This window comes from Pseudomonas putida (genome assembly GCA_041879295.1).
GTDB lineage: Bacteria > Pseudomonadota > Gammaproteobacteria > Pseudomonadales > Pseudomonadaceae > Aquipseudomonas > Aquipseudomonas putida_Y.
This window is the reverse complement of record CP047152.1, coordinates 2,735,682-2,760,606: the sequence shown is the minus strand read 5'-3', so window position 1 is coordinate 2,760,606 and position 24,925 is coordinate 2,735,682. Positions and strand designations below refer to the sequence as shown.

At 61.8% G+C, this 24,925-nt stretch carries 24 protein-coding genes and 1 riboswitch; of the genes, 15 read left to right on the top strand and 9 right to left on the bottom strand.

Features of this window, described 5'->3' with window-relative positions:
- Nucleotides 1-5 precede the first annotated feature (5 nt).
- The 4 genes from GST84_12495 (at nucleotide 6) to GST84_12480 (ending at nucleotide 3,203) form a co-directional block, all read left to right on the top strand.
- Nucleotides 6-479: a curlin gene (locus tag GST84_12495; GenBank protein XGB13146.1), complete on the top strand. Its 474-nt coding sequence runs from the start codon at nucleotides 6-8 to the stop codon at nucleotides 477-479.
- A gap of 15 nt (nucleotides 480-494) precedes the next feature.
- Nucleotides 495-1,940 carry a curlin gene (locus GST84_12490; protein ID XGB13145.1) on the top strand — a complete coding sequence of 482 codons (1,446 nt, stop codon included), beginning with the start codon at nucleotides 495-497 and terminating at the stop codon, nucleotides 1,938-1,940.
- Between the two features lie 159 nt (nucleotides 1,941-2,099).
- Entirely contained in the window at nucleotides 2,100-2,747 is a 648-nt protein-coding gene (gene alkB, locus GST84_12485) for a DNA oxidative demethylase AlkB (GenBank protein ID XGB13144.1), read from the top strand.
- A gap of 168 nt (nucleotides 2,748-2,915) precedes the next feature.
- Nucleotides 2,916-3,203 carry a hypothetical protein gene (locus GST84_12480; GenBank protein XGB15758.1) on the top strand — a complete coding sequence of 96 codons (288 nt, stop codon included), beginning with the start codon at nucleotides 2,916-2,918 and terminating at the stop codon, nucleotides 3,201-3,203.
- Nucleotides 3,204-3,325: 122 nt separating this feature from the next.
- Here GST84_12480 and GST84_12475 read toward each other — a convergent pair whose 3' ends face one another.
- The 4 genes from GST84_12475 to GST84_12460 all read right to left on the bottom strand — a co-directional run bounded on the left by GST84_12475 (nucleotide 3,326) and on the right by GST84_12460 (nucleotide 6,380).
- On the bottom strand, nucleotides 3,326-3,586 hold the full coding sequence (locus tag GST84_12475; protein XGB13143.1) for a DUF1652 domain-containing protein: 261 nt from the start codon (nucleotides 3,584-3,586) through the stop codon (nucleotides 3,326-3,328).
- Nucleotides 3,587-3,881: 295 nt separating this feature from the next.
- Nucleotides 3,882-4,769 carry a pirin family protein gene (locus GST84_12470; GenBank protein ID XGB13142.1) on the bottom strand — a complete coding sequence of 296 codons (888 nt, stop codon included), beginning with the start codon at nucleotides 4,767-4,769 and terminating at the stop codon, nucleotides 3,882-3,884.
- Between the two features lie 96 nt (nucleotides 4,770-4,865).
- Nucleotides 4,866-5,738 carry an alpha/beta fold hydrolase gene (locus GST84_12465; protein XGB13141.1) on the bottom strand — a complete coding sequence of 291 codons (873 nt, stop codon included), beginning with the start codon at nucleotides 5,736-5,738 and terminating at the stop codon, nucleotides 4,866-4,868.
- Between the two features lie 21 nt (nucleotides 5,739-5,759).
- A complete protein-coding gene (locus tag GST84_12460) occupies nucleotides 5,760-6,380 on the bottom strand; it encodes a LysE family transporter (GenBank protein ID XGB15757.1) in 621 nt (206 codons plus the stop codon).
- A 133-nt stretch (nucleotides 6,381-6,513) separates the two neighbouring features.
- On the opposite strand from GST84_12460, the gene GST84_12455 reads away from it, so the two are divergent.
- The 8 genes from GST84_12455 (at nucleotide 6,514) to GST84_12420 (ending at nucleotide 13,904) form a co-directional block, all read left to right on the top strand.
- Nucleotides 6,514-6,993, top strand: a complete 480-nt coding sequence (locus GST84_12455) for a GNAT family N-acetyltransferase (GenBank protein XGB13140.1) — start codon at nucleotides 6,514-6,516, stop codon at nucleotides 6,991-6,993.
- Nucleotides 6,994-7,098: 105 nt separating this feature from the next.
- A riboswitch (cobalamin riboswitch) is annotated at nucleotides 7,099-7,322 on the top strand.
- 93 nt (nucleotides 7,323-7,415) lie between these two features.
- Nucleotides 7,416-7,604: a CbtB-domain containing protein gene (locus GST84_12450; GenBank protein XGB13139.1), complete on the top strand. Its 189-nt coding sequence runs from the start codon at nucleotides 7,416-7,418 to the stop codon at nucleotides 7,602-7,604.
- 9 nt (nucleotides 7,605-7,613) lie between these two features.
- Nucleotides 7,614-8,300 (top strand): cobalt transporter, encoded by a 687-nt coding sequence (locus GST84_12445; GenBank protein ID XGB13138.1) that lies wholly within the window; start codon nucleotides 7,614-7,616, stop codon nucleotides 8,298-8,300.
- Nucleotides 8,300-8,686, top strand: coding sequence for a cobalamin biosynthesis protein CobE (locus GST84_12440; GenBank protein ID XGB13137.1), 387 nt, complete (start codon nucleotides 8,300-8,302; stop codon nucleotides 8,684-8,686). Before GST84_12445 ends, GST84_12440 begins: the two co-directional genes overlap by 1 nt.
- A gap of 34 nt (nucleotides 8,687-8,720) precedes the next feature.
- Entirely contained in the window at nucleotides 8,721-9,473 is a 753-nt protein-coding gene (gene cobM, locus GST84_12435) for a precorrin-4 C(11)-methyltransferase (GenBank protein XGB13136.1), read from the top strand.
- Nucleotides 9,474-9,539: 66 nt separating this feature from the next.
- Entirely contained in the window at nucleotides 9,540-9,782 is a 243-nt protein-coding gene (locus GST84_12430; GenBank protein ID XGB13135.1) for a DUF1272 domain-containing protein, read from the top strand.
- Nucleotides 9,783-10,003: 221 nt separating this feature from the next.
- A complete protein-coding gene (locus GST84_12425; GenBank protein ID XGB13134.1) occupies nucleotides 10,004-10,618 on the top strand; it encodes a response regulator in 615 nt (204 codons plus the stop codon).
- A 13-nt stretch (nucleotides 10,619-10,631) separates the two neighbouring features.
- On the top strand, nucleotides 10,632-13,904 hold the full coding sequence (locus GST84_12420) for a transporter substrate-binding domain-containing protein (protein XGB13133.1): 3,273 nt from the start codon (nucleotides 10,632-10,634) through the stop codon (nucleotides 13,902-13,904).
- Here the strand turns inward: GST84_12420 and GST84_12415 are convergent.
- Together GST84_12415 and GST84_12410 are read right to left on the bottom strand one after the other, a co-directional pair.
- Nucleotides 13,879-15,198, bottom strand: coding sequence for a PAS domain S-box protein (locus tag GST84_12415; protein XGB13132.1), 1,320 nt, complete (start codon nucleotides 15,196-15,198; stop codon nucleotides 13,879-13,881). The genes GST84_12420 and GST84_12415 overlap by 26 nt on opposite strands.
- A 1,425-nt stretch (nucleotides 15,199-16,623) precedes the next feature.
- On the bottom strand, nucleotides 16,624-17,643 hold the full coding sequence (locus tag GST84_12410) for a substrate-binding domain-containing protein (protein ID XGB13131.1): 1,020 nt from the start codon (nucleotides 17,641-17,643) through the stop codon (nucleotides 16,624-16,626).
- A gap of 206 nt (nucleotides 17,644-17,849) precedes the next feature.
- On the opposite strand from GST84_12410, the gene GST84_12405 reads away from it, so the two are divergent.
- The 3 genes from GST84_12405 to GST84_12395 all read left to right on the top strand — a co-directional run bounded on the left by GST84_12405 (nucleotide 17,850) and on the right by GST84_12395 (nucleotide 20,242).
- Nucleotides 17,850-18,389 (top strand): gluconokinase, encoded by a 540-nt coding sequence (locus GST84_12405; GenBank protein ID XGB13130.1) that lies wholly within the window; start codon nucleotides 17,850-17,852, stop codon nucleotides 18,387-18,389.
- A gap of 111 nt (nucleotides 18,390-18,500) precedes the next feature.
- Nucleotides 18,501-19,853 (top strand): permease DsdX, encoded by a 1,353-nt coding sequence (locus tag GST84_12400; GenBank protein ID XGB13129.1) that lies wholly within the window; start codon nucleotides 18,501-18,503, stop codon nucleotides 19,851-19,853.
- An 86-nt stretch (nucleotides 19,854-19,939) separates the two neighbouring features.
- A complete protein-coding gene (locus GST84_12395; protein XGB13128.1) occupies nucleotides 19,940-20,242 on the top strand; it encodes a hypothetical protein in 303 nt (100 codons plus the stop codon).
- 14 nt (nucleotides 20,243-20,256) lie between these two features.
- Here GST84_12395 and GST84_12390 read toward each other — a convergent pair whose 3' ends face one another.
- From GST84_12390 to GST84_12380, 3 genes are all read right to left on the bottom strand, one after another.
- Nucleotides 20,257-21,684, bottom strand: a complete 1,428-nt coding sequence (locus tag GST84_12390; protein ID XGB13127.1) for a response regulator — start codon at nucleotides 21,682-21,684, stop codon at nucleotides 20,257-20,259.
- Nucleotides 21,653-23,146, bottom strand: a complete 1,494-nt coding sequence (locus GST84_12385; protein ID XGB13126.1) for a two-component sensor histidine kinase — start codon at nucleotides 23,144-23,146, stop codon at nucleotides 21,653-21,655. Before GST84_12385 ends, GST84_12390 begins: the two co-directional genes overlap by 32 nt.
- Nucleotides 23,147-23,450: 304 nt before the next feature.
- Entirely contained in the window at nucleotides 23,451-24,902 is a 1,452-nt protein-coding gene (locus tag GST84_12380; GenBank protein ID XGB13125.1) for a two-component sensor histidine kinase, read from the bottom strand.
- Between the last annotated feature and the right edge of the window lie 23 nt (nucleotides 24,903-24,925).

The following is a 24,925-nucleotide window of genomic DNA, read 5'->3' as shown; positions in this document are numbered from 1 at the left end:
CTTCGATGAAACGGCTGTACTCCCTGTTGCTCTGCCTGGCCCTGGTGGGCCAGGCCTGCTGGGCAGAGGACCTGATGGACAATGCCGACCTCGCACCCGGCAACGACCTCGGTGAACCAGTGATCATCCGCCTGCTGCCGGCCGGTGCCGGTCAGGCTGCGGTGATCGAGCAACAAGGGTCAGGCAACCGCGCCGCCCTCGACCAGAACGGTCAGGCCCTGCTGGGCCGTATCGTCCAGTCTGGCGGTGCCCAGGAAGCGTACATCTTGCAGGAAGGCAGTGACCTGATGGCCATCATCAGCCAACAGGGAAATGGCAACAGCGCGTCGATTCGCCAGAGCGGCAGCAGCAACAGCGCCGCCATCGAGCAGATCGGCAACGACAACAGCGCCAGCATCGTGCAGTCCGGCTCGGGGCTCAACAGCTCCGTGACCCAGGCTGGCAATGGCCAGCATGTTCAGATCACCCAATACCGATAGACCTGGAGGCACCACATGTACAAGCTCGCTCCGTTAAGTGCCGCTATCGTCCTGGCCCTCGCAGGTCAGGCCATGGCTGCTGACAGCACCTCGTCCCAGACCCAGGACGGCAAGGAAAACATCGCCGAAGTCTCTCAGAGCCAGGCATCCTTCGCCTCCGCCACCCAGACCCAGACTGGCAAGGGCCACAATCACCTCGCCGTGCAGGCCGAAAGCACCAGCGATATTCAACAGAGCGCCACCGGCCAGTACAACGCCGGCTACGCTGAGCAACTGTTCGAGAACGGCAGCCAGATCACCCAGCAGGCCGCAGGCAGCTACAACGATGCCTTCGCCAGCCAGTCGATAGGGTCGAACAACGAATCGCTGCAAACCCAGCAAGGCGTCGGCAATAGATCCACCGTGTGGCAGGACAGCCAGGAAGGCAGCAAAGCCACCAGCTGGCAATCCGGCCAGCGCAATGAGGCGTTCATCGAGCAGACCTTCGGTGGCAGCAACAATCGCAGCACCGTCAACCAGACTGGCCATGACAACTTCGCCACCACCGAGCACCTGAACCATGTCGGTGGCGATATCCAGATCTACCAGGATGGCCACGACAACTGGGCCTATGGCGACCAGCGTGAAGGCACCGGTGGCACCATTGCCATTGGACAGTACGGAGGCGGCAACTCGGTGGAAGTGTGGCAGGACACTCAGGTGGGTAGCCAGGCCTCCGTGGTCCAGACCGGCCAGCTGAACGAAGGCTATATCGACCAGAGCTTCGGCGTCAGCAACAAGGTCAGCCTGTCGCAGCAAGGCAACGCCAACGCCAGTTGGTCGGACCAGTTCGAGACCAACAATGCAAACACCACCATCACCCAGACCGGCAACAACAACCTGCATTTCACCTATCAGAATGGTGAAAACCTCAACCTCACCATCAACACCCAAGGCAATGGCAACAGCATCACCGCCAGTAACTGGAAAGGCGCCAAGATGGGTGGCCAGTTCGGTACCAACCAGAACGCCACCATCAACCAGACCGGCAATGGCAACGGCGTCAATCTGACCCAGAAGGGCGCTGACCAGCTGGCCACGCTGACTCAGACGGGTAAAGGCAACCAGATGTCGACCAAGCAGGATGACGTCAGCAACGAGCTGTACTTCGAACAGAACGGCACTGACAACATTCTGATCGCCGACCAGCGTGGTACCGACAACTATGCCTACGGCAGCAGCCAGGGCACCGGCAATACCATCACCCTCGACCAGTCCGGCTATAGCAACCAGAGCTACACCAACCAACTTTACGGAAGCGGCAACGAAGCCACCATCAAACAGACTGACAACATCAACGTCGCCTACGTGACCCAGGGAGGCCAAGGCAACATGGCGTTCGTCGACCAGAGCGGTGTCGCCCAATCCGCCACCATCACCCAGCTGGGCAACGCGAACCTGGCCACTGTGACCCAGCAGTAAACCGCTCCCCCTTGAACCGCGGTGCTCCTCTCCCTGGTGCCGCGGTTCCTTTTTCTGTTGTCCCGCCCTCTGCAATGTTTCGATCCGGTCAGCATGTGCAAGCCCTTGGGTTGTATCTGTCGAGGTACAATGGCAAACCGATCGAAGATGTGCAGCCGCATGATCCAGTCCGACCTCGACCTGTTCGGCCCCCAGCCGCAACCCCTGGCCAGCCATACCGTGCTGCTGCCTGGCTTTGCCCTGGCCGAAACCGAGGCGCTGCTCGATGCCCTGCGTCCGGTGTTGCGTGCCGCGCCGTTCCGGCACATGTACACACCAGGAGGCCTGCGCATGGCAGTAGGGCTGACCAACTGCGGTACGTTGGGTTGGGTGAGTGATCAACACGGCTACCGATACAGCCCCAACGACCCACTCAGTGGCCAGCCCTGGCCCGCCCTGCCCCCGGTTCTGCTCGCGTTGGCCTCCCGCGCGGCAGCCATGGCCGGGTTTGACGGTTTCGTGCCGGATGCCTGCCTGGTCAACCATTACCTGCCAGGCACACGCTTGAGCCTGCACCAGGACCGCGACGAGCAGGATTTCGGCCAGCCGATCGTGTCGGTGTCGCTGGGTTTGCCAGCCGTGTTCCTGTTTGGCGGCCTGCAGCGTGCCGACAAGGCTCAGCGCATTGCACTGAGCCACGGCGATGTGCTGGTCTGGGGCGGCGAAGACCGCTTGCGCTTCCACGGCGTGCTACCGATCAAGCCCGGTGTCCATCCGCGCCTGGGTGAACGGCGGATCAACCTGACCTTGCGCAAGGCGGGTGCCTGAACAGGGTCAGTCCTCTGCCGCCCAGCGCAAAACAAGATGAACCCACATGAAACACATTGAACATCTTGGCCAGGCAAGCTTCGAATGATAAGCCGCCTACTTTTGTCTGGAGCCTGCCATGCCAAACCTGCCTGGTTCTTCGAGCCGCTGCACCGGAGCCATGTACCGATGAAGATGCCTGGCCGCGCCCCCAATGCCTCGCTGCAGCTCGATTACGTACGCGACACCCTGTTCGGCCCCGTGGCGCAAAGTGTGGAATGCCAATGCCAGCTGGCCACCCTCAACCTGCAAGGCCTCCCAGGGCTGCGCTTGCACATTTGCCCCCCATTGCCCGACAAGATCGACCGCGCTCACAGTGTGGCCTTCGTCTGGGATGGACGGAGTTACCATGGCGTGGTCCGTGACAAGGGTAAGTGCGGAGACGGTGGCCTGAACCTGTTGCTGGAACTGCAATAAGCCGAACAGCGGCAACCGGGGCGGCGCTGAGGCTGCCAGCGCTGATATCTGCGCGCTCTAATCAGCAGCCAGAATGCAAGAGCCCGGGCCAGCCTGGGCTGCCCCGGGCACGACAGGTGCGCTCAGGCAATGGCCTTGAGTGACGTCGGGTGGCTGTCACGCAGCGCATGCAGCTGCTCCACCAGGTTGACCAGATCACGGCAACTGTTGAGATCTTGCAGGGCGACCCCACTGAGGGTCACCCCTTGATCGAGATCCTGGCCCTGACCCAGGCGGATGGTCAGGTTGACGCCGTCCGGGCAGCTGACTTCACAGCGATCTGGCAAGCAGGCCTGCTCGATCATTTGCCGCATTTCTAGTATCGAAACGCCTATCAACGACATGGTACGACCCTCTCTGCGGGATGGCCTGTTGTTTGGGAGTACGCCTTTGTCGGGCGGGGCGCCAATTGATATTGCACATGCTCGGCCAGCTTTCCATGCGCCCGGGCAATGAGCTTGCGAGGAATCCTTTAGCACCTTAGTGGAAGATTCTCTGCGTGCGCCGTATGTTCGAATGCAATTGCAGACTTGACGACGAGTGGTCTCGGACGACACCGCATTGGCCAGGATCCAGCCGGGTCGCTGGGGAGATGGCCTGCCAGCGAAAGGGCCGGGGCAGGCCACCCAATCAACAGGATCAGTGCGCGGCACCTCCCCTCTCATCCTGCATCTGCCCAAACCGCCCGGCATGGAAATCATCGAACGACTCGGCAATCTCCGCCTGACTGTTCATCACGAACGGGCCGTAGCCGACAATCGGCTCATCGATTGGCTCACCGCTGAGCAGCAGCACACTGGCGCCGTCCAGCGCCTCGACGGCTACGTCTACACCCTCCCGGTCGAGCAGCACCAGGCTGGACGGGCCTGCTTCGCGCTCGCTATTGATTCGAACGTTACCACGCAACACCACCAGCGCCGCATTGCGACCGGCAGCAACCGGCAACTGCAGGGTCGCGCCGGCGTTGAGCCGCAAATCCCACACATCCATCGCCGTGAAGGTCCGCGCCGGCCCCTGGTGCCCATGGTAGTCACCAGCAATCACCCGCAAGCTCCCGGCATCACCGTCCATCGCTACCACCGGAATTTCGCCGGCCAGCAGCGTCTGGTAGGCGGCCGCTGCACGCTTGTCCCGCGCCGGCAGGTTCACCCACAACTGGACCATTTCCAATGTGCCACCACTGCGGGCAAAGCCGGGAGAATGAAACTCTTCATGGATGATGCCGTTGGCAGCCGTCATCCACTGCACGTCACCAGGGCCGATCAAGCCGCCAGCACCGGAAGAGTCACGGTGCTCCAGTTCACCCTGGTAGACGATGGTCACCGTCTCGAAGCCGCGATGCGGATGCTGGCCTACACCGCGTCGGGCCTGGGTCGGGGCGAAATCATGCGGACCGGCGTAGTCCAGGAGCAGGAACGGGCTTATCCGGCTGGCCAGGTTGTCGTAGGTGAACAGGCTGCGCACCGGAAAACCATCACCCACCCAATGGGCGTGAGGGCTGCGGTGAATACCCAAAATCTTTTTCATGAGAAGGCTCCTCTCTTGGTTGAGATAACCTTATCAATGATGCCAATCAAGCGGTAGCTGACTAAAATGGCATGCTTCGTCCCACCTGCAGAACAGTCAAACCTGCAAGAAACCGAGCACCTGCTCGGCCGCCATGGCCGGGTCTTCCTGCATGAAACAGTGCCCACCGGGAACTTGCCGTGCGGTCACATTGCGGTTTAACAGCGCCAGGCGATTCACCGAGTGTGGCACAAAGGGATAGGTGTCTTCGCCATACAACACCCGTGTCGGCGTCCTGATTGCAGTCAGGCTGGCCCACATGCGTTTAGGGAACGAGCTGAAGATTTCCACTTCACGGCTGGGCCGGCACTTGAGCACCACAGCCTCGCCACAATCCCCGATGGCATGCTCGACATAGGCCTGCAGTGCCGCATGTGTCCAGCCTTTGAAGATGCCGCGCCCTTCCAGCGAGGCCAACGCCGACTCGCGATCGGGCCAGTGGCTGCGGCGGCTGGCAGCCTTGCGGGCCAGGCCGTGGCGCTGATGCAGGCCGACCAGGGCTGCCGCCCCCATCACGCCGATCATGCGTCGGCTGAACAGTACCGGGTCGAGCAGCACGGCACGTGCGAACAGTTGCGGCTCACTGCCCAGGATCAGCCCTGTGAGCACGCCACCGAAGCTGTGACCTACGGCAAACCGCTGTACGTCGCCATATTCGCCACGCCCGCCCTGAAAGGCCTCCACCGCCAAGGCAGCGGAGCGGTTCCAGCCGCGAAACACCCCGCCATGGTCACTGTCGCCATGGCCTTGAACGTCGCAAAGCCACAGGTCGAAATGCTCGCCCAGGCGCATCAGCAGCGGTTGATAGGTCAGGCAACAGAAGCCGTTGCCATGCAGGAAATGCAGCAGCGGTTTGCCACTGGCCGGGGTTCGCCAGCCACGCAGGGTGAAACCTTCGGCGCATTCGTGGGACCAGGGAATCAACTGCATGGGCTTACTGTACTCTCGGGGTCAGGAAAACGCTGATTCTACAAACAGCAGCGGGTACAGTGAAATCACCAGCAACAGGGCCATCACGACATTGAACAGCATCAGCCAGCGCGAATGCTGCAACAGGTTGCGCAGGGCGCTGCCGAACATCACCCATACCCCCACGCTCGGCAGGTTGACCAAAGCGAACAAGGCCGCAATGACGATCACGTTGGTTACATAGCCTTGCGCGGGTGTGTAGGTGGTAATCGCCCCCACCGCCATCACCCAGGCCTTCGGGTTGACCCACTGGAACGCCGCTGCTCCCCAGAAGCCCAGCGGTTTGCGGGCACTGGACGAGGCCGTGCCGACCGGCCCGGAAGTGGCGATCTTCCAGGCCAGGTACAGCAGATAGGCGGCGCCAGTGTAGCGCAGCACTGTGTACAGTGGCGGCCAGGCCTTGAACACCTCGCCCAGCCCCAGGCCGACGGCCAGTACCATCACCATGAAACCAAAGCTGATACCCAAGGCGTGAGGGACCGAGCGGCGCACGCCGAAGTTTACCCCCGAGGCCAGCAACATGGTGTTGTTGGGGCCTGGCGTGATGGAAGACACGAAGGCAAACAGCACGAAGGCGGTCAGCAGGTCGGCAGAGGCAAGCATGGCGGGCATTCCACTTTCTTTATAGGTGCTGTCACACTACCGGAGTCGCCTTTCCCAGCGACTGGTACAGTTTGATTAAATTACGTAGATACACATCACTGTATCGCCAATCCGGACCAAGGAAGCCGTCACCATGAGCCTCACCATTCGCCCTGCCGTGCATACCGATGCCGAGCAGATCCTCACCTTCATCACCGAACTGGCCGAATACGAACGCGCTCGCCACGAGGTAGTCGCCACCCTTGCCGACATCGAGCACAGCCTGTTCGACGAAGGCAGCACTGTGCACGCCCTGATGTGCGAGCGTGATGGCCGTGCAATCGGCTTTGCCGTGTACTTCTACAGCTACTCGACCTGGCTCGGGCGCAATGGCATCTATCTGGAAGACCTGTACGTAACCCCCGAACAACGCGGCGATGGCGCTGGCCGGCAGTTGTTGCAGCACATTGCCCGCGAAGCGGTGGCGAACAACTGCGGGCGCCTGGAGTGGAGCGTGCTGGACTGGAACGAGCCAGCGATCGGCTTCTACCAGAAACTGGGGGCCGAGGCGCAGGATGAGTGGGTGCGTTACCGGCTGGATGGCGACAAGCTGGCGGCATTCGCCCGCGGGTGAACGCCCGGTTCCTGCACTTCTGCCTGCGGGCCTGAGCCTGTAGTACCTGCTGTTCGACAGCCTCGCGCTGTGTATGACATTGACGCCAAGCCCGCCCCATGCTCTCCTTATGCCTCGCGTTCAGGTGCCCCTCACGGGGTGAAACGGGAAACCGGTGCGTCCCAGGCCCTTCTGCAGGGCCGGACAATGCCGGTGCTGCCCCCGCAACGGTAAGCGAGTGAAGCGTCTATACCACTGTGCCTTGTAGTACGGCATGGGAAGGTGACGCGTTCCAGGAGCCCAGCTCTTCCTCGCAAGCCCGGAGACCGGCCTGACGTTCATGAACACCCCGCGGTGGGCGGGCGCTGTTGCATTCCCTTGGGCGACCACGTCCGGGGCTGCCGCGCTCGCCCGTTGCCCACAAAAAAGCAGAGGATCGCGTCATGCCCGTCACCAGCGCCAAACAACACAGCCTTGCTACCCCCGTTACCCTCAGCCGGCGTGTAACTATCGCCGTCGGTGCCAGCTTGCTGGGTCTGTGCCTGGTCTACTTTGCCGGGTTCTCGCACATTGAGGCCGTGCACAACGCCGCCCACGACACCCGCCACAGCGCCGCCTTCCCCTGCCACTGAGTACGCCTGATGATCACGCGCATTGCCCGTACTGCGGGCTTCAGCGGGCTCCTTGCAGCCCTGTTGCTGACCTTGCTGCAAAGCTTCTGGGTTGCTCCGCTGATTCTGGAGGCGGAAACCTACGAGTCCTCGGCCCCGGCCGCACACCACGAACACGGTAGCGAAGTGGCCGCTCATGAACACAGCGCCGAAGCCTGGTCGCCGGAAGACGGCTGGCAGCGCGTGCTGTCCACCACAGGCGGCAACCTGGTGGTCGCGGTCGGCTTCGCCCTGATCCTCGCCGCCCTGTACAGCCTTCGCGAGCCCAAACGCGCCGCCACTGGCGCATTGTGGGGGTTGGCTGGCTTCGCCGTGTTCTGCCTGGCCCCAACCCTGGGCTTGCCACCAGAACTGCCAGGTACTGCGGCCGCCGACCTGGGGCAACGCCAGACCTGGTGGGTCGGTACAGCCAGTGCCACAGCGCTGGGCCTGGCCTTGCTGGTGTTTGCCCGCCACTGGCTGCTGAAGGCGCTGGGCGCCGTGCTGCTGGTCATGCCTCATGTCATCGGTGCGCCGCAACCGGAGGTGCACGAAAGCCTGGCCCCCGAAGCATTGGAAACCCAGTTCAAAGTCGCCTCCTGGCTGACCAACGCCGCCTTCTGGCTGGCCTTGGGCCTGCTCAGCGCCTGGCTGTTCCGCCGTTCCAGCCAGGCTTGATGCCTGCCTTCTACGCTGGTTTTGGCTGCCGCCGGGGTTGCCCGGCGGACACCTTGCATCGCTTGCTGCACCAGGCTCTGGACGACCAGGGCCTGGCGTTGGCTGACCTGCGCGGCATCGCAAGCATCAGCCTGAAGGCCGACGAGCCCGGGTTGTTGCAACTGGCAGAGCACCTAGGTTTGCCTTTGGTGCTGTACCATGTCGCGCAACTGCAACCCTATGAACCACTGCTCAGCCACCGGTCCGCCGCTGCCTACCGGCACAGCGGCTGCTGGGGCGTAGCCGAGAGCGCGGCACTGGCCCTGGCCAGCCAGCGGCAGGGTACAGCCAGCCTGCTACTGACGCGCCAGGTACTGGGCCCGGCGACGCTCGCCCTGGCCTGCTGAACGTTTCGTACCCTCTTTCTTGCCAGGACTTAGCATGACCATCTACTTTATCGGTGCCGGCCCCGGCGACCCGGAGCTGATCACGGTCAAGGGCCAACGGCTGATTCGTCAGTGCCCAGTGATCATTTATGCCGGTTCACTGGTGCCCGCCGCCGTGCTCGAAGGCCACCAGGCCGAAACCGTGATCAACAGCGCCGAACTGCATCTGGAACAGATCATCGCTGCCATGCGCAGCGCGCACGAACAAGGTCAGGATGTGGCCCGGGTGCATAGCGGCGACCCCAGCCTGTACGGCGCCATCGGTGAGCAGATCCGCCACCTGCAGACGCTAGGCATCGATTACCAGGTCATCCCCGGCGTTACCGCCACGGCAGCGAGCGCCGCCCTGCTCGGCTGCGAGCTGACCTTGCCTGAAGTGGCGCAGACGGTGATCCTCACCCGTTATGGCGACAGTTCGCCAATGCCACCTGGTGAGCAATTGGGCGACCTGGCGCGCCATGGCAGCACCCTGGCAATTCATCTGGGGGTCAAGCACCTGTCGCGCATTGTCGATGAGTTGGTGCCGCACTATGGCGCGCACTGCCCGGTTGCGGTGGTGCATCGGGCCACCTGGCCAGACCAGGATTGGGTGCGCGGCAACCTCGGTGACATTGTCGAACGCGTAGCGGCCAAGGATTTCCGGCGCACGGCGCTGATCCTGGTAGGTCATGTACTGGGGGATACGCCGTTCGCCGAATCGGCCTTGTACCGTGCCGGGCATGCCCACCTGTACCGCCCTGGCGACTGAACATTGCCAGCCTTGCCTCGGGCGTAGCAGACTCCGGGTTTCCGCCTGCGAACAGGAGTCATGCCCATGCTGGAGTTACGCCCCAACTGCGAGTGTTGTGATGCCGACCTGCCGGGTGACAGCCCCGACGCTCTGATCTGCTCCTTCGAATGCACGTTCTGCCGTGCCTGTGCCGAAACCCGCTTCCAAGGCCGCTGCCCGAATTGTACCGGGCAGTTGGTAGCCCGCCCGACGCGGGTCGGGCAGGCATTGGCCAACAACCCTGCCTCCACACTGCGTATACACAAACCGCACGCAGCCTGCGCCTGAGCAACTGCAAAGAATCGGCATCACCGCTGTTTCAGGGTGATGTCTTTCCTGTTTCTTGTAGGATTTTTCAACAATAAGCACTGAGGATTTCAACACTTCTATACTCGGCATTACCAAACTTCGGGAATGGTCGTATCGTGCAGCGCTTCCGATAACCCCACTTGCAGACGTATTCCTGAGTGTTCCAGGAAGCGGACCACATCCCTACAGGAGTTTTCCTCATGACAACCGTGCTGATCGTCGACGACCACCCTATTGTCCGGCTGTCCTTGCGCCTACTGCTCGAGCGCGAGCGCTTCCATGTCGTCGGCGAGGTCGGCAATGGCAGTGAAGTGGCTCAGGTAGCCCGCGAACTGCGCCCGGACGTGGTCATCCTCGACATCGGCCTGCCTGGCCTGGACGGTATGGAAGTCATCAAGCGATTGCAGAGCCTGGAGCCGGTACCGAAGATCATGGTGCTGACCGGCCAGGCCACTGACCTGTATGTACGCCGCTGCCTGGATGCCGGGATAGGCGCCTTCGTCACCAAGGAAGAGGACCACGAGGCTCTGCTGTTCGCCCTCAAGGCCCTGACCAAGGGTTATTCGACCTTTCCGCAGATGTCGGTCAACAGCAACTCGCTGGAGAGCGAGCCAGTGCGCCTGGCCAGTCTCTCCAACCGGGAAATGGAAGTGCTGCGGCGCCTCGCGCGCGGCGAGAACAACAAGAACATCGGCACTTGCATGAACCTCAGCGCGAAGACAATCAGCACCTATCGGGGCCGTATCATGGAAAAGCTCAAGACCGAGTCGCTGGTGGAAATGGTCGACCTGGCCAAGCGCAACAACGTCTATTGAGCGCTCGGCTGCCATGAAACAGCTGCTGGCGAGCGTCCTTCTGGCTCTAGGTCTGGCCAACTCCATGGTGCTGCAGGCCAGCAGCGAACCACGCCATCTGCTGGCACGCTCAATCAGTGCCGCTGCCCCGCTGGCGTTATCCGGCGAGGATCGCAACTGGCTGAAACAACACCAACGCCTGGTACTGGGCAGTGCGCGCCCCGACTACCCCCCGTTCGAAATCAACGTGAGTCAGCATGACTATGAGGGGTTGAGTGCAGACTACGCCGGCATCATCGGCGAACAGCTTGACATACCCATTGAAGTACGCCGTTTTGACAGCCGTCACGAGGCCATCACTGCCCTGCGTGATGGCCGTATCGACTTGCTGGGTAGCTCCAACGCTTTCGAAGCGGCGGACGCCCAACTTAGCCTGAGCACCCCCTATGCCGACGACCTGCCAGTGATCGTCACCCTCGAGGGGCGCAGCTTGAAAAGCACGCCCAACCTTGCCGGCCTGCGCCTGGCGATGGTCGATCATTACCTGCCGGCCGCCAGCGTTCGCGCCCAGTACCCCAAGGCGCAACTGAGCCTGTACCGCTCGACCCTGGCCGGGCTCGCTGCCGTCGTGCTGGGCGAGGCAGACGCCTATCTGGGCGATGCCATCAGCACCGACTACATGATCGGCAAAAGTTTTCAGGGCACGTTGAAAATCGACCATTTCTCCCAACTGGCCCCAGAAGCTTTTGCCTTCGCCATCGCCAGCGACAACCCGCGCTTGCATCGGCTGGTGGACAAGGCGCTGTCACGTATAAGCGAAAGTGAACGTTTGAACATTCTGCGCCGTTGGAGCAGTGGTAACACCAGCCTGCTGCTGCAGCGCCACCTCACTGCCTTGAGCGAAGAAGAAGAATCCTGGATCACCGCCCACCCCACGATCAGCGTACTGGTCAATACCTCGCTGGCACCTTTGACGTTCAATGATGCTCAGCACCGCCCTAGCGGTATCACCCTGGACCTGCTCAAGCAGATCTCATTGCGCACGGGGCTGCAGTTCAAACCGGTCGAGAGTGCTTCATCGCAGGTCATGATCGACCGCCTGGTCCACGGCGAGGCACAGATGATCGGCGCGCTGGGCTATGGCGCCGACCGCTTGAAGCAACTGCGCTACACCCGCCCCTACCTGGTCAGCCCGCGCGTGCTCGTCACCCGTGACGACGGCGAATCATCTGCACAGGCCAAGAACCTGGATGGCAAGCGCATCGCCTTGGTGCGCGGTTCCCCCCAGGAGGCCGTTTTGCAACAGCGATACCCACAGGCCGAGCTGGTCGAAGTTGACAACCCCCTCGCCCAGATGGAGGCCGTGGCCAACGGTGTTGCCGACGTGGCCCTGAGCAGCCATATCAATGCTACCTATTACATCAGCCATGTGTTCAAGGAACGTTTGCGCATCGCCGGCGTGCTCGACGATGCCCCGGCCATTGCCGCTTTTGCCGTAGCCGCCGACCAGCCCCAGTTGCAGGCCATTCTCGACAAGGCGCTGCTAAGCATTCCGCCTGAAGAACTCGACCAACTGATCAACCGCTGGCGTACCAGCACACTGGTGAGCGACAGCCCATGGCGCGACTACCGCACCCTGGCCTTGCAGGTGCTCGTACTGTCGGCCCTGCTGCTGGCCGGGGTGGTGTTCTGGAACAGCTACCTGCGCAAGCTGATCAACCAGCGAACCGAGGCACAGCACGCGCTGCAGGCACAGCTTGCGCTGAGCCGCGGGCTGCTGGAGCAGTTACGCCAGGCCAAGGACGACGCTGAACAGGCCAGCCAGACCAAAAGCACCTTCCTGGCCACCATGAGCCATGAAATCCGTACCCCGATGAATGCCGTGATCGGTCTGCTGGAACTGGCCCTGGAAGATAGCCGCAGCGGCCGCAGCGACTCCCAGACCTTGCAGACCGCCCATGATTCGGCCATTGGCCTGCTTGAGCTGATTGGCGATATTCTCGATATTTCTCGCATCGAATCCGGGCACATCAGCCTGCAGCCGGTGCCTACCAATCTGGTCGAGCTGGTGCGCGCCACGCTGCGGGTGTTCGAAGGCAATGCCCGGGCCAAAGGGTTGCATCTGCAGGGCGAGCTGCCGGCAGAACCGGTATGGGTGCTGGCTGACCCACTGCGACTCAAACAAATTCTGTCCAACCTGATCAGCAACGCCATCAAGTTCACCGACCGTGGTGAAGTCCAGGCATGTCTGCTGCTACCCAAAGTTGCCGGCCACGGCAATCTGGCAATCGAGCTGAATGTGCGCGACACCGGCATCGGCATCAGTCCCGCCGACCAGGCCAGGCTGTTCAATGCCTTCGTTCAGGTCGATGGGCCCAGGGCACGTCAAGGGGCTGGCTTGGGGTTGGTCATCAGCCGTACCCTGGCCGAACTGATGGGCGGCTCCTTGAGCCTTCAGAGCGTCGAGGGCGTTGGCACCCGGGTGCAAGTCAACCTGCAGTTGCCCGTCTGCGCAGCACCGGCACAAGCGCAAGAGCAACTCACGGCGCCTGAAAGCAGCAGCGGCCCGCTCAATATCCTGGTGGTCGACGACTACCCGGCCAACCTGCTATTGCTGGAACGGCAACTGCAAACCCTGGGGCACCACGTGACACTGGCGGAAAATGGCGAAATCGCCCTCGCACGCTGGCAGGACGCGAGTTTCGACCTGGTGATTACCGATTGCAGCATGCCGGTCATGGACGGGCATGAACTCACCCGGCGCATTCGCAGCCTGGAGGTCGAGCGCGGCCTGCCGGCAGGCCGTATTCTTGGGGTAACCGCCAACGCCCAGGCCGAGGAGCGTACTCGCTGCCTGGCCAGCGGCATGGACGAATGCCTGTTCAAGCCGATTGGCTTGCGCACACTCAAGACCCATCTGCCCCTGGTGCACCCTCAGCAGCCGTCGCCGGCCCCCTGCCATAGTGGGTTCGACCTGGCCGAATTGCGCCACCTGACCCAGGACGACGAACAGTTGACGCGGCATTTGCTGGAGCAGTTGTCGATCAGTGTCGGTGAAGACCTGGCCGCCCTGCGCGCCTTGGCAACAGACGCCCCTGATGACGCAGTGCGTGCCTTGGCCCACCGCATCAAGGGTGGCGCCAAAATGATCAGGGTGCGCACCGTGGTCAAAGACTGTGAAGCTATCGAACACGCACACGCACTAGGGCTGCCGACCGCCAAACAACGCGCGCAACTGCAAGTCAGCCTGCAGGCACTGCTTGACGAGATGCGCGAGGCGCTCAATGCAATTGCAGCGTCGAGCTGATCTGGCTGATGGCATCCACGACGTGCCGTGAGCCTTGCTGGATTTCCATGATCACCGTGCCCGCCTCATTGGCCAACGCCACGCCGTGACCGGTGCGGTTGAGGCTCGATTGCATGCTGGCCACTGCCAATAGCGACAGGTCGTGGTTCTGCCGCACCACATCGACAATTTCCAGGGTGGCCTTGCTGGTTCGCGCGGCCAGGTTGCGCACCTCATCGGCCACCACGGCAAAGCCGCGCCCGTGCTCGCCGGCACGTGCAGCCTCGATGGCTGCGTTAAGGGCCAACAGGTTGGTCTGGTCGGCAATGCCACGGATGGTCAGCACAATCTGCCCGATCACATCCGACTGCTTATTCACCGCATCGATGCTGCGCGCTGCGTCGTTAAGCTCTTGGGAAATCTGCTCGATTACCTGCACCGCCTGTTGCACCACCTCGGTACCTTTGCGCGCGCAGGCATCGGTCTGCACCGAACTGGCATGAGCGGCATGGGCGGCGCTTTGCTGGGTGCAGACCTGCTGGGTGATGTCGCTGGCAAACTTGACCACTTTGCACAGGCGGCCCTTGCTGTCGAAGATCGGGTTGTAGGAGGCCTCCAGGAAGACGGTCTGGCCTTGCTTGTTGACGCGTTCGAAGCGATGTGAATGGTACTCGCCACGGTTCAGAGAAGCCCAGAACTCGCGGTACTGGGCCGATTCGCGTTCTTGCGCCAGGCAGAACAGCCCGTGGTGGTGGCCAACCACTTCATCGAGGCGGTAGCCCATGGTGTCGAGAAAATTCTGGTTGGCCTTGATCACCCGGCCTTGTGGGGTGAACTCGATCACCGCCATGGAGCGGCTGATGGCCTTTAGCAGGCTTTCGCTCTCGTGCTCCAGCACCACCCGCTGGGTGATGTCAGATGCCACCTTGATTACGCTGGTGACTTGCCGTTGCTCGTCCAGCACTGGCATGTAGCTGGCTTCCAGCCAGACTTCGCGCCCCGCCTTGTCGATGCGCTCGAACGTACCGCTGATTGCCTTGCCCTGCCCCAACTCGCGCCACAGTTGCTGGTATTCGGCGCTTTTTGCATAGTCCGGCTCACAGAACAGCCGGTGGTGCTTACCTCGCAGCTCCTCGGCGCTGTAGCCCATGGCCTGGCAGAAGCGCTCGTTAGCGTCGAGAATAGTACCGTCAGGGGCGAACTCGATCATCGCCATGGAACGGCTGATAGCAGCCAGTTTGGCTTGCGCATCGGCCAGCGCCTGGCGGCTGCGCTGGATTTCTGCCAAATCAGACTTGCGATGGAAATCGAACATGACGCGGGGCTCCCTATGCGCGGTTTCTTGAGCATAGAACGCCGTTGGCAAGTCGTGGCATTTGTGGCGCCTCAGAGAGCCAGCGCCGCCCGCGCGGCGCATCGCGAGCAAGCTCGCTCCTACATTTGTTTCGGGCCAGTATCGCCTGTGCCTGCGCGCGCGACCGCCCTGTTTGTTCCCCGCGATATCGAGGTGAGCGCCAAGGGGACGTGCGCGTCTGCCCCAGGAATAATTGGCCCGAAACAAATGTAGGAGCGAGCTTGCTCGCGATGCGCCGCGCGGGCGGCGCTGGATCTACGCATCCAAGGCAGGCACCTTGCCACCCTGACACAAACTGTGCCTGCGCGCGCGACCGTCCTGTTTGTCCCCACGATATCGAGGTGAGCGCCAAGGGGACGTGCGCGTCTGCCCCAGGAATAATTGGCCCGAAACAAATGTAGGAGCGAGCTTGCTCGCGATGCGCCGCGCGGGCGGCGCTGGATCTACGCATCACCGTAAAAACCAAGGCAGGCACCTTGCCGCCCTGACACAAACTGTGCCTGCGCACGCGACCGCCCTGTTTGTTCCCCGCGATATCGAGGTGAGCGCCAAGGGGACGTGCGCGTCTGCCCCAGGAATAACTGGCCCGAAACAAATGTAGGAGCGAGCTTGCTCGCGATGCGCCGCGCGGGCGGCGCTGGATCTACGCATCACCGTAAAAACCAAGGCAGGCACCTTGCCGCCCTGACACAAACTGTGCCTGCGCGCGCGACCGCCCTGGTGTCCCCACGATATCGAGGTGAGCGCCAAGGGGACGTGCGCGTCTGCCCCAGGAATAATTGGCCCGAAACAAATGTAGGAGCGAGCTTGCTCGCGATGCGCCGCGCGGGCGGCGCTGGATCTACGCATCACCGTAAAAACCAAGGCAGGCACCTTGCCGCCCTGACACAAACTGTGCCTGCGCGCGCGACCGCCCTGTTTGTCCCCACGATATCGAGGTGAGCGCCAAGGGGACGTGCGCGTCTGCCCCAGGAATAATTGGCCTGAAACAAATGTAGGAGCGAGCTTGCTCGCGATGCGCCGCGCGGGCGGCGCTGGATCTACGCATCACCGTAAAAACCAAGGCAGGCACCTTGCCGCCCTGACACAAACTGTGCCTGCGCGCGCGACCGCCCTGTTTGTCCCCACGATACCGAGGTGAGCGCCAAGGGGAAGTGCGCGTCTGCCCCAGGAATAATTGGCCCGAAACAAATGTAGGAGCGAGCTTGCTCGCGATGCGCCGCGCGGGCGGCGCTGGATCTACGCATCACCGTAAAAACCAAGGCAGGCACCTTGCCACCCTGACACAAACGGGCATGAAACACCTCAGAAAAGCTTGACCGCCAACAGAGAATCTAAATCTACAGCGCCTGTCTTGAGGACGCGCCGACGCCTTGACGGTCGCTCTCAGGAGCTCTCGCGCACCATCAGCTCAAAGCCCAGATCCTGCTGCGCGTTCGTCACCCGCTTGCCATCCAGCAACGCCAGCAGCGCTTGCGCTGCGCCCCGCCCCACCGCAGCCCGTGGTGTGCGAATCGAGGTCAGCCGCGGCACCATATGCGCCGATGCCGGCAAATCGTTGAAACCGACCATCGCCACCTGACGTGGCACCTCCACCCCTTGACGCAAGGCCTGCAGCACCGCGCCTTGGGCCAGGTCGTCGTTACAGAAGAAAATGCCGTCGACATCCGGCGCCTGCTGCATCAGCTGGCTGAACAGCGCGCTGCCCAGGGCAATCGACGATGGCTCCGGGGCCAACACCTCCAGCTCGGCGGCCTGCAAACCGGCCTCTGCCAATGCCTGACGGAATCCCTCGGCACGCTGCATCACCCTCGGGTCCAGCTGCGCGGCAATGAATGCAAGGCGCTTGCGCCCGCGTTCGATCAGGTGCCGTGCAGCAGCACGTCCGGCCTGATGCTGCGAGAAACCGACCGACAAAGCCCCTGGCTCGCCATTGAGCTCCATCATGTGCACACACGGCACGCCGCTGGCAGCCAGCATCTGCCGCGCAGCATCGCTACGCTCGAAACCGGTCAACAAAATGCCGCAGGGCTGATAGGCCAGATAATTGCGGATCAAGTTCTCTTCTTCGGCAAGGTCGTAGTGATAGTTGCCGATCAGCACCTCGAGCCCGCGCGGGCGCATGACCTCGTGAATGGCCTCCAGGGTGTCGATGAACAGTTGGTTGGACAACGACGGGATCAACACCACCACCGACTGGCTGCGCGCCGAGGCCAGCGCCCGGGCCGCCGGGTTGGCCACATAGCCGAGGCTAGCCGCCGCCGCGATGACCTTTTCCACCAGGTCAGGCGCAACCGTGCTGACCCCACGCAAGGCGCGCGAAGCGGTAATCGGGGAAACCCCGGAAAGCCTGGCAACTTCAGCCAGGGTGGGACGACCTGTAGTACGGGAGCCGGTGCGGGACATGAATGTTGTAATTTTACTACTTGCAAGGATAGGGAACGGCCACTAAGGTAGCGCTGTCTCAGGATGCAGGCAATGTAATCTTTGGTAGCAGCCACCACGCGCTTGCCACCAGGCGTCCATACTGCGTAAGGACAAGACCAATAACACCGGGGAGGTGTCTGTTCGTCAATGGCGAGACAGCGCTATCTCACCCGCAGGAGGTACTGATGAATTCTCCCCTGTCCGCCATTGTGGTGATGGGCGTGGCCGGTTGCGGCAAAAGCTGCATCGGCGCCGCCATCGCTGCCAAAAGCGGCGGCCGCCTGATCGAAGGCGACGCTTTCCACCCTGCCGAAAACATCCGCAAGATGAGTGCTGGCATCCCGCTGGATGACAGTGACCGTGCCGGCTGGCTGGTCCGCCTTGGTAAAGAGTTGCAAACCACCACCCAAGCCGGGGAACGCCCGATCCTGACCTGCTCGGCACTCAAGCGCCGCTACCGCGATACCCTGCGCGATGCCATGCCCGGGCTGGTGTTCGTGTTCCTCGAACTGTCGCCTGCCGAGGCTGAAAAACGCGTGCTGGCTCGCCCAGGACACTTCATGCCGGCCAGCCTCATCGACAGCCAGTTCGCTGCCCTGGAATCGCCACGTGGCGAGCCCCTGACACTTGCTCTGGACGCCACCCAACCGATCGAAGCACTGGCCGAAGCGGTGGACCGCTGGCTAAAGCGCTGCGGTGAGCCGGGCCTGGCGCAAACCGCCTGACCTCGGTGGTTTTTCCGTCTCACCCAAGACAGCGCTACCCCGACCCGTAAAGCGGGCAAAGACTCCAAAAAGCTACGCCCAAAACAACGATAAGACCGAGGCCTTCAAACCATGTTCGGACTGGCTACTGATACTTTCCTGCTGCTCGACGCGATGGTTACCATCGTCGGACTGATCCTGCTGATCACCCACTTCAAGGTTCACCCCTTCGTCGCCCTCACCCTCGCGGCCGGCTTCCTGGGCCTGACCTCCGGCATGCCGGTGGCCAAGGTCATGAAATCGTTCCAGGACGGCTTTGGCGGCGTACTCGGCTTCGTCGGTATCGTGCTCGCCCTGGGCACCATGCTCGGCAAGCTGATGGCCGACTCTGGGGGGGCCGACCAGATCGCGCAAACCCTCATCCGCGCCTTTGGCAAGAAGAACGTGCATTGGGCGATGATGTTCGCCGCCTTCTTGGTGGGCATCCCGCTGTTCTTCGAAATCGGCTTTGTGCTGCTGATTCCACTGGTATTCATCGTCGCCCGACGCTCCGGCGTATCGCTGGTGAAGATCGGCATTCCGCTGCTGGCCGGCCTGTCGGTGGTGCACGGTCTGGTGCCACCACACCCGGGCCCCTTGCTGGCAATCGGCATTTTCCATGCTGACATTGGCAAGACCATCTTCTATGGTCTGCTCGTCGCACTACCCACCGCGATCATCGCCGGCCCTCTGTTCGGTAACTTCATCTCCCGCTACATCCCGGGCAACCCGTCCCAGGAACTGATGGACCAGATCGCCAAGGAGTCCGACCAGGGCAACCTGCCAAGCTTCAGCATCACACTGATCACCGTGCTGCTGCCAGTCGCGTTGATGCTGCTGAAAACGTTCGCCGACGTGGTGCTGCCTGCCGAGCACATCGTGCGCCAGTGGATGGACCTGATCGGCCACCCGATCACCGCCCTGCTCGCCGCCCTGCTGCTGGCCTTCTACACCTTCGGCTCGGCTCGCGGCTTCAATCGCCAGCAGATCATGAAGATGCTCGACCAGAGCCTGGCACCGACTGCAGCCATCGTGCTGATCGTCGGCGCTGGCGGTGGCTTCAAGCAAATGCTGGTGGACACCGGTGTGGGTAGCGTGATCGGGCAAATGGCCGTGCAGGCGGAAATTTCGCCGATCATGCTGGCTTGGCTGGTGGCGGCGGTGATCCGTATCGCGACCGGCTCCGCCACCGTCGCCACCATTACCGGCGCGGGCATCGTGGCGCCGGTGATCGATCTGGTGCCGGGGGTGAACCGTGAGCTGTTGGTACTGGCCACCGGTGCCGGCTCGCTGATCCTGTCCCATGTGAACGACGCCGGCTTCTGGCTGGTGAAACAGTACTTCAACATGACCGTGGCAGAAACCTTCAAGACCTGGAGCATGATGGAGACGATCCTGTCTATCGTCGGCATCATTTTCATCATGTTGCTGTCGCTGGTGGTGTGACCGTTGATCGGGGTAATGGCACCTTCACGTTTCGGGTAAGGCCAAAGGGAAGTATGAGCCCTACCCGTATAGCAAAGGAGCCTGCCATGCCCCGCTCAATCATCCTGTCGATTGCCCTGCTCGCCTCGCCGCTGGCTTTTGCTGTCGGCACAGGCCCGACCTACCCCGACGATCCGCACAATACAGCGCCACAGCCAGGCGTGGACAGCACCCTCAACCCGATCGAGAAGCCCTTGCCGCGGGATACCGACCCGCGCATACAGGGCAACGAACCACAAAGCCCGCCAGCCATGCAGAATGACAACCGCAATCTGCCGGGGATGGATGGCAGTGGGTCGGAAGGTACCGGCCGGCAAGGAGAAGGCAGCTCGGGCACAGGTAACCGTTGACGACCCTGCCTGTACTACCACTGACGCTTGTCGGGCCGGGTCAGACCCAGTTTTTCGATCCGGTAACGCAGCATATCCCGCGACAACCCCAGCATCCGCGCTGACTTGGTCACGTTCCAGTCGGTGCGGTCCAAGGTCTTGCAGACAAGGTCACGCTCCATGTCAGGCAGGCTTGTACCCGGTTCTGGTTCGTGCCGCGGCATTTCGAACATGGCCGCCATCGGCTGCTGCGCCAACGGCTCGTCAACCAAGGTCATGCACAGGTTCAACTGATGCGCCTGCACGACTTCGTTCGGCGCCAGCAACACGGTCTGCTCCAGCATGTTGCGCAATTCGCGCACATTGCCAGGCCAGCTATAACCGAGCATCAGGTTCTCAGCCTCGGCAGAAAAGCGCAGGTTTGGCTTGCCATAACGGCGGCTATGGTGGGCAAGGAAATGCCGCGCCAGTAGCAGTATGTCCTGGCCACGCGAATACAGGCGCGGCACCTTCAAGGCGATAATGCGAAGGCGGAAGAACAGGTCACGGCGGAACTTGCCCTGCTGCACCATTTGTTCCAGGTTACAGTTGGTGGCGCTGATCACCCGCAGATCGACCTTGCGCTCCTTCACAGCACCAATCCGGCGGATGCTGCGGTCTTCCAGCAACTTGAGCAGCTTGGCCTGCAGCACCAAGTCCATTTCGCCGATCTCGTCAAGGAACAAGGTGCCGCCATCGGCAGCCTCCACCAGTCCCACCCGGCGCTCCTTGGCATCGGTGAACGCGCCCTTCTCGTGGCCAAACAGTTCGGCCTCAAGCAGGTTGGCAGGGATCGAAGCGCAATTGAACTCGATGAACGGCCCTTTACTGCGCGAACCATCAAAATGCAGGGCGCGGGCCACCAGCTCCTTGCCGGTACCGGTCTCGCCTTCGATCAGCACCGGTGGCAGGTCGTCACTGGCCATGCGCCGCTCGGCATCGAGCACCTGGCGCAGGGTGTGCTTGAGGGTGAGCATCACCGGCGAGTCGCCGATCAATGCCTGCAACCCGGACTTCTGCGCCTCGCGCTCCTGGTAGAACGACAGCGTGCGTTCCATACGCTCGGTAGCCAGGGCCTTGTCCAGGGTCAGTTTGAGCTCGGCCAAAACCACCGGCTTGGTCAGGTAATGAAAGGCGCCCTCCTTCATCGCCTGCACGGCATCTTCTACATTGCCGTAGCCGGTCATCATGATCACTTTCAGGCCTGGCGCCTGGGCCACCAGGGTACGCAACAGGTCGTGCCCGCTCATGCCTGGCAACGAGTTGTCGGTCAGCACCGCGTCAGGCTGCGCCCGCTTGATCTGCTCCAGCGCCAGCTCTGCGCTGTGGCACACGATGACTTCGTAGCCCTTGAGGCTGAGGTAAGTGCGAATGTTGTCGGCAAGGATTTCATCATCCTCGACGACCAGGATGCTGTGCTCCATGTTCCCCTCCCGCTGCAATATTGAATGTAAGGCTGACGCGGGTTCCTTCCTCTTCGCGGCTGCTCAGGCTGACCGAGCCGCCAAAACGTTCCATGATGCGCTTGACCAGGGCCAGGCCTACGCCGAGGCCACCCTGTTTGGTCGTGAAGAACGGTTTGAACACCATCCGCTCCTGCTGTTGGCTCATGCCTTTGCCGGTGTCGGTCAGCACGAACTCGGCACGCAGGCCTTCTTGCACATTGACCTGGGCATTGAGCATCCCGCCAGCGGGCATGGCCTCCAGGGCGTTGGAGAACAGGCTGTTGAGAATCTGCGTGAGCTGCAGCGGCTGGCTGACCACCCACTGCACGTCAGGCCCTTCGAAATGGAAGCGCACGCCATTGCGTTCGATCTGCTGAGCGAAGGCCAGGTGGGTGTCCTCGATGGCCGCCACCAGGTCCACGGCCTCGGGTTCATCACTGGCCGGGCGCAACGACACCAGCAAGTCGCGCACCCAGCGCGACATGCGGTCGACCTGGCTGATGATGTCAGTGATGTTCTTCTGCGCAGCAGGGTTGGCGGTCTCCTGGGCAAGTTCGGCGCTGGAGAGGATATTGGCCAGCGGATTGCGCATGCTGTGAGCCACTGCCGACGACATTTCACCCAGCGCCACATAGGTTTCGCTCGCCACCAGCCGCTCTTGCTGCAGGCGCAGCATGTGCGCCGCCCGGCGCACGATCCAGAACAGCCCGAAGTAGATCAACGCCCCGCCCACCAAGGTAGAGGCCCAGATCAGCAAATAGCCGCGCTGGATGCGCCGGATCAGATCCTGCGGCTCCTTGTAGATTTCCACCATGGCCAGTACCTGCTCGCCCTGGCTGTCGAACAGCGGGATGTAATTCTCGATGAACAGGTAACGCGGTGCGCGCTGGAACTTCTGCTCTTCGCGATCCTCGGCGGCCTTGTGATAACTGGCCGACACCGCCTTGCGCGAGTGAAAAGCGCGCTCAAGATCACCATCATCTCCTATTCGCTTGCCGATCAGCTCGACGTTGGTGGACCAGACAATGGTGCGGTCGCGGGCGTAGACATTGGCCAGCAAGGTATCCGGCAGGTGTTTGACATGATCGAGGAACTCGACCCGGGTCGCTTCGGCCAACGCCGGGGTGAACTGCAGGTGCTGCAGATCCAACTGCGGGTCCAGCAACTCGCCCATAGTGGTGCCCGGCGGCAATTGCGAATGGCGCACTTCGGCCTGGGCCATTGCCTGAATGAACTGCGCGGTGAGCATGGCATCGCGCTGCACGCTGTCGCGCACCACGAAGCGCGTCGAGACGTAACCCAGCCCACCGGCCACCGTGGTGATGATCAACAGGCTGATCACCGAAAACCAGCGCAGCAGGTTGAATTCACGCAAGGGTACGGCCAGCCCGCTGGCGGTCGCATTGGCCTTTTCGGGCGCTTCGTTTTCCAGCATCTGCATCGCGTAGTTCCCGCGCAGGGCGTACGTTCAGAACTGCATCAAGGCCAATGGCAGTAGCCAATGGTTAGCAATCCACCCGGCAGTCGCAGCTGCCCTTTGTCGTGTGTCGCGCTTCACAAATTACGCTGCAAAAACTCAGCCAGCAGGACTATTACCTATTAAAACTGTTATTTATCAGTAAGTTGAAAGAACTTTCTAGATTAATTTTGAGGAGTCTTCCCCACATTTGGGTGATTTTGACCCAAAACGCTATTACCTTTTATATCAAAATCTTACATCCCTTTATTAATGTGTCTTGGTGCTTTCAGGTCAGTCGGAAACTTAACGAAACCCTCGTGCCATGGCCCTCGCTGCTGCTGAGCCGAACCGTACCGCCGAAGCGTTCCATGATGCGCTTCACCAGCACCAGCCCCACCCCCAGCCCACCTGGTTTGGTCGTGAAGAATGGTCGGAAGGCCATTCGCTGCTGCTCGTCGTTCATGCCATTGCCATTGTCGGACAAGCGCAAGGTCAGGCTGCGCCGGTTGTGACGTACCACTTCGATACGCAACCGCCCGCCCTGCTCCATCGCTTCCAAGGCATTGGCGATCAGGCTACTGAATACCTGGCGCAGTAATACCGGGTGCCCCAACACCTGCACGGCCGGTAAGGGTTGCAGGTCCAGGCTTACTCCGCTGCGCGCCAGCGGCACAGCGTAGGTCTGCAGGGCCTCCTCCAGCGCCTGCGGCAAGTCCACCGCCAACGCCTCGTCGTTCAGCGGGCGCAGTGACTGCAGCATCTGGCGGATCCACTGCGACATGCGATCGACCTGGCTGATGATGTCGTTGACCTGGCTCTGCGCCGGGCCTTCGTCGAACGCCTGGGCCAGTTCGGCACTTGAGCGGATGCTGGCCAGCGGGTTGCGCAGGCTATGGGCCACTGCCGACGACACCTCACCCAGTGCCACGTAGGTTTCGCTGCTGATCAGCCGCTTTTGCTGCACCGCCAGCAGCCGCGCGGCGCGGTGCATGATGCCGTACAGGCCGACATAGACCAGAGCAGCGCCGACGGTGATGGCCAACCAGATCAGGATCAGGCCACGCTCGATGCGTACGATCAGGTCATGGGGTTCCTTGTAAATCTCGACCATCGCTGTGACCTGATCGCCATCGGCATCGAACAGCGGAATGTAGTTCTCGATGAATAGCTGCTTGGGCGGGGTGATGAACTTCTGCTCGGTGCGGGCCTGTTCGAAATTGTGGTAGCTGGCCGAAACCCGCATCTTGTACTCGAAAGCCCGATTCAAGTCTTCGTCGCCTTCAATCAGCTTGCCGATCAGTGCCGGGTTGGTGGACCAGATCACTGTATGGTCCAAAGCATAAATATTGGCCAGCAGAATATCGGGCAGGTGAGCGATATGGTCAAGGAACTCGCCACGGGCCATGCGCCGGGCTTCCGGGTCGACCTCGGGCAAGTTGTTGCGGTCGGTGCGCGGATCGAGCAGTTCGCCCATGGTCCGCACATTGGGGATCGACACATGGCGCACTTCGGCATCGGCGATGGAGGTGATGAACTGTGCGGTGAGTAGCGCATCACGCTCGACACTCTCGTCGATGATGAAGCGGCTGGAAATCAGCCCCAGCCCGGCCGCCACCGAGAGAATGATGGCTAGACTGACCCAGGCATACCAGCGCAGCAGGTTGAACGGCTTGCGCGGGACGGCCAACTCGCTACCGGCAGGCACGTCAATAGTGTCGGAACGAGGGGCGACGTCCATAACGGACACCTCAGTTGGGCACC

What these genes read in the sequence shown, in the direction of transcription:
- GST84_12495 (XGB13146.1), top strand. Translation starts at nt 6, where the DNA reads ATGAAACGGCTGTACTCCCTGTTGCTCTGCCTGGCCCTGGTGGGCCAG.
- GST84_12490 (XGB13145.1), top strand. Translation starts at nt 495, where the DNA reads ATGTACAAGCTCGCTCCGTTAAGTGCCGCTATCGTCCTGGCCCTCGCA.
- alkB (XGB13144.1), top strand. Translation starts at nt 2,100, where the DNA reads ATGATCCAGTCCGACCTCGACCTGTTCGGCCCCCAGCCGCAACCCCTG.
- GST84_12480 (XGB15758.1), top strand. Translation starts at nt 2,916, where the DNA reads ATGAAGATGCCTGGCCGCGCCCCCAATGCCTCGCTGCAGCTCGATTAC.
- GST84_12475 (XGB13143.1), bottom strand. Translation starts at nt 3,586, where the DNA reads ATGTCGTTGATAGGCGTTTCGATACTAGAAATGCGGCAAATGATCGAG.
- GST84_12470 (XGB13142.1), bottom strand. Translation starts at nt 4,769, where the DNA reads ATGAAAAAGATTTTGGGTATTCACCGCAGCCCTCACGCCCATTGGGTG.
- GST84_12465 (XGB13141.1), bottom strand. Translation starts at nt 5,738, where the DNA reads ATGCAGTTGATTCCCTGGTCCCACGAATGCGCCGAAGGTTTCACCCTG.
- GST84_12460 (XGB15757.1), bottom strand. Translation starts at nt 6,380, where the DNA reads ATGCTTGCCTCTGCCGACCTGCTGACCGCCTTCGTGCTGTTTGCCTTC.
- GST84_12455 (XGB13140.1), top strand. Translation starts at nt 6,514, where the DNA reads ATGAGCCTCACCATTCGCCCTGCCGTGCATACCGATGCCGAGCAGATC.
- GST84_12450 (XGB13139.1), top strand. Translation starts at nt 7,416, where the DNA reads ATGCCCGTCACCAGCGCCAAACAACACAGCCTTGCTACCCCCGTTACC.
- GST84_12445 (XGB13138.1), top strand. Translation starts at nt 7,614, where the DNA reads ATGATCACGCGCATTGCCCGTACTGCGGGCTTCAGCGGGCTCCTTGCA.
- GST84_12440 (XGB13137.1), top strand. Translation starts at nt 8,300, where the DNA reads ATGCCTGCCTTCTACGCTGGTTTTGGCTGCCGCCGGGGTTGCCCGGCG.
- cobM (XGB13136.1), top strand. Translation starts at nt 8,721, where the DNA reads ATGACCATCTACTTTATCGGTGCCGGCCCCGGCGACCCGGAGCTGATC.
- GST84_12430 (XGB13135.1), top strand. Translation starts at nt 9,540, where the DNA reads ATGCTGGAGTTACGCCCCAACTGCGAGTGTTGTGATGCCGACCTGCCG.
- GST84_12425 (XGB13134.1), top strand. Translation starts at nt 10,004, where the DNA reads ATGACAACCGTGCTGATCGTCGACGACCACCCTATTGTCCGGCTGTCC.
- GST84_12420 (XGB13133.1), top strand. Translation starts at nt 10,632, where the DNA reads ATGAAACAGCTGCTGGCGAGCGTCCTTCTGGCTCTAGGTCTGGCCAAC.
- GST84_12415 (XGB13132.1), bottom strand. Translation starts at nt 15,198, where the DNA reads ATGTTCGATTTCCATCGCAAGTCTGATTTGGCAGAAATCCAGCGCAGC.
- GST84_12410 (XGB13131.1), bottom strand. Translation starts at nt 17,643, where the DNA reads ATGTCCCGCACCGGCTCCCGTACTACAGGTCGTCCCACCCTGGCTGAA.
- GST84_12405 (XGB13130.1), top strand. Translation starts at nt 17,850, where the DNA reads ATGAATTCTCCCCTGTCCGCCATTGTGGTGATGGGCGTGGCCGGTTGC.
- GST84_12400 (XGB13129.1), top strand. Translation starts at nt 18,501, where the DNA reads ATGTTCGGACTGGCTACTGATACTTTCCTGCTGCTCGACGCGATGGTT.
- GST84_12395 (XGB13128.1), top strand. Translation starts at nt 19,940, where the DNA reads ATGCCCCGCTCAATCATCCTGTCGATTGCCCTGCTCGCCTCGCCGCTG.
- GST84_12390 (XGB13127.1), bottom strand. Translation starts at nt 21,684, where the DNA reads ATGGAGCACAGCATCCTGGTCGTCGAGGATGATGAAATCCTTGCCGAC.
- GST84_12385 (XGB13126.1), bottom strand. Translation starts at nt 23,146, where the DNA reads ATGCAGATGCTGGAAAACGAAGCGCCCGAAAAGGCCAATGCGACCGCC.
- GST84_12380 (XGB13125.1), bottom strand. Translation starts at nt 24,902, where the DNA reads ATGGACGTCGCCCCTCGTTCCGACACTATTGACGTGCCTGCCGGTAGC.